General features: G+C 58.3%; 3 protein-coding genes. 1 reads left to right on the top strand and 2 read right to left on the bottom strand.

What is annotated here, in order from left to right; translation table 11 throughout:
• Together AC5JJ6_RS06020 and AC5JJ6_RS06015 are read right to left on the bottom strand one after the other, a co-directional pair.
• On the bottom strand, positions 1–334 hold a 334-nt coding region (locus AC5JJ6_RS06020), incomplete at its 3' end, for a hypothetical protein (protein WP_496041174.1).
• A gap of 106 nt (positions 335–440) precedes the next feature.
• Positions 441–683 (bottom strand): alpha/beta fold hydrolase, encoded by a 243-nt coding sequence (locus tag AC5JJ6_RS06015; RefSeq protein WP_496041173.1) that lies wholly within the window; start codon positions 681–683, stop codon positions 441–443.
• A gap of 299 nt (positions 684–982) precedes the next feature.
• On the opposite strand from AC5JJ6_RS06015, the gene AC5JJ6_RS06010 reads away from it, so the two are divergent.
• On the top strand, positions 983–2,476 hold the full coding sequence (locus AC5JJ6_RS06010) for an IS66 family transposase (RefSeq protein ID WP_496041172.1): 1,494 nt from the start codon (positions 983–985) through the stop codon (positions 2,474–2,476).
• Positions 2,477–3,165: the final 689 nt, after the last annotated feature.

Here is a 3,165-nt window from a genome sequence, read left to right as displayed (position 1 = left end):
CCGGTTGCTCAGCCGACCCAAGGCCATACTGCCGCACCTCAAACAACACCACGCCCACGTGCATCGAGTCAGAGCCAGCGACTTTTGTCAACGGGCTGGTAAGCACGCCAATGTTGCCGCCGGAGCCCTCGAGCATGCTGACATTACCGCGAAGCGTATGAACCTTGATCGGCGCATTCGCGGCCGCAGCCCGCATATTGTCAACGACGTTGCGCGCTTGGGCAAAGACCTCGCTTGGCGTCAGCCAAGCGCCGGAGGCTGCAAAGGTTGCCGAGCCGAGGCAGCACAGGCAGAAGCCACGACGCGAGAGTTGGGGTTGGTGTGCATAGGCCATAGGATCTTCCTCGACCTTTTTAACAGGGGAGGGATGGACGTGACGATCGATGAGATATGAGCGATGTCCGAGGGGGAACTTTGCAGACCAACTTGAAAGATTTGCTTTATTCTTTGATGAACGCGAGTAGATCCTGATTGATCCGATCTTTGTGGGTTGTAGCAATTCCGTGCGAATAGACTTCGTAGATCTTGCGTGTTGCATTCGGAATGATCGTCGCTGACCGCAAGGCCGAGTTGGCAATCGCCACGATGTGGTTGTCATCGCCGTGGATAATGAGCGTTGGAACGTTGAACTTATTCAGATCCTCGGTGAGGTGTACGAACTGCTCGCGTATGCTCTTCGACACCTTGGCGCCCGGTCGGTTGTAGCCGTAGAACGGCAGCCTGAGATCCTTCCAGAGCTGGGTTCGACGGCGAGCACGGCCGCGCCAAGCTTGCTCCGAGAGTTCTCAAAAACCGGTGGCAGCCGTGGGGGCTGACAGGCGCGACAAATTGACTCAGGGGGATTCCCCTTCGCCGCGGATTGTGAGTCGATGGCGGCATGCCAATCCGTACGGAGTTGCCCAACCTGGAAGACCTTTGCGCCGCGGAGCTGCGGTCTGTGGTCGTCAGCCTGCTGGCGACCGTGGCGCAGCTTGAGGCCAAGGTGGCGGCGCTGACCGAAGAAATCGCCCGGCTGAAAAGGTTGAAGGGCCGACCGAACCTGAAGCCGAGTGGAATGGAGAAGGGCACCGATACCCCACCGGCACCGTCCGGTGGGACTGGTCGCCCGAAGCGGCGGGATCCGCGGCCGCCCAAGAGCGCGCGGCTGATCGTCGATGAGGAGCGCGTGTTGCCGCTGTTGCCGCAGCCGGGCTGGCGGTTCAAGGGCTTCAAATTCTACACGGTCCAGGACCTGGTCGTTGAGATGCGGGTCGTGCGCTACTGGCGGCCGTGCTACCGGACGCCGGAGGGCAAGCTGGTCATCGCGCCGCTGCCGCCCGAGGTCACCGGTCACTTCGGGGTCAACTTGGTGCGTTATCTGCTGAGCCAGCACTACCAGTGCCGGGTCACGATGCCGCTGCTGCGCCAGCAGTTACAGGATTTCGGCATCCTGATCTCGGCCGGACAGATTTCCAATCTGCTGACCAAGGGCCATGATGCGTTCCACACTGAGAAAGCGGCGGTCAAGCAGGCTGGGCTGGAAACCGCTCGCTGGATCAGTGTTGACGACACTGGAGCCCGGCACCTGGGCATCAACGGCGTGACCACCCAGATCGGCGACGATCGCTTCACCAGCTTCGACACCGTCGCAGCCAAGAGCCGGCTGATGTTCCTGATGACCTTGCGCGGTGAGTTCCAGGACTACGTGATCAATGCCGCCACCCTGATTTACCTGCATGAGCAGGACACTCCAGCATTCCTGATCGAGCGGCTGCTGGCTCACGACGGTCGGGTCTTTGCCGACGAGGACGCCTGGACCGATCACCTGATCGCGATCGGGATCACCGGCGCCAGGGCGGTGCGGCTGGCCAGCGAGGCCGCGGTTGCCGGCAGCCTCGAGCACCACGGCCTGCTCCAGGACGCCGTCATCGTCAGTGATGGGGCCGGCCAGTTCGACGTGTTCCGCCACGGCCTGTGCTGGATCCATGCCGAGCGTCTGATCCACCGCCTGGTGCCGGTGACCGAGGCGCAGCGCGCCGCTGTCGCCCTGGTGCGCCATCTGATCTGGTGGCTCTACCGTGACCTCAAGCTCTATCGCACCGATCCTTCAGCCCAGGCCAAGGCCGCTCTGAAGGCTCGGTTCGACCGCCTGTTCGGCCGCACCACCGGCTTTGCCGACCTCGATGCCGCACTTGCCCGATACAAGCTGCGCAAAGCCGAACTGCTGGTCGCCCTCGAGCGCCCTGAGGTGCCGCTCAACACCAACAGCTCGGAGCGGGATGTCCGGGATCCGGTGACCATCCGCAAGATCAGCGGCGGCACCCGCAGTGACGACGGCCGACGATGCCGCGACACCTTCCTGTCACTGAAGAAGACCTGCCAGAAGAACGCCATCTCGTTCTGGGCCTACCTCGGCGATCGCCTCGGCATCACGGCACACGGAATTGCTCACCTACCGGACCTCATCCGACAGTGCGTCGCCCCAAAGCCGGGGTGATCGCCTCCGCTTTTTGATAATTCTCCTTGCTCCACACCCTACAAATCGATGGCTTCACAAAATTCCTGGAATTACACGTTCAGCTATCGCTCGTGCCATATTCACTCTCAGGGATCCCCTCATTTTTTGCCTTGGTATTCCAACATGTTAGCGGACACCCGACAATGAGGTTGTAGAAATTGACTTTTCTGCCATCCTTTAAATTCTGTGGTTTTACGAGGGCGAAGGTAACTCAAGCACAAGTCTGCCTTATTCCAAAGCGTTCGCCAAGTATAGCAAAGTAAAAAATGAGGGGATCCCTGAGATATTCATTGGATCTTGGTGATCAAACAAGAGTCCAAAATTTCATGCACACTCATCATCATACTCCGTTTGGTCTTGAGGAGAACATGGGATTGATGACGCGTTTCTAAGTTTATGTGGATGATGTCGACCTACTTACATTCTCAACTGTTTCAAGTAGTGTGATCTTACCCTTACCATGATATAGTGTAAATTTACAATGACATATCTTGCGCCACGATTGAATGACAATTTTCGCCATTTTTTCCATTTTCCCATAGTGGCTATTCCTTCAGGCGGATTATGTCAGGGGAAGCATCGCCGAGCTAACTGCTTGTATGAGGATTTTGGTGTCAAGCCGGTAATCGCCTTATGCCCTTTCAGGTCGGATACAGTCTATGGCCGGT

It is taken from the genome of Skermanella sp., from assembly GCF_059503625.1.
The sequence above is the reverse complement of the archived record's forward strand: the minus strand, read 5'-3'. Positions and strand labels throughout refer to the sequence as shown.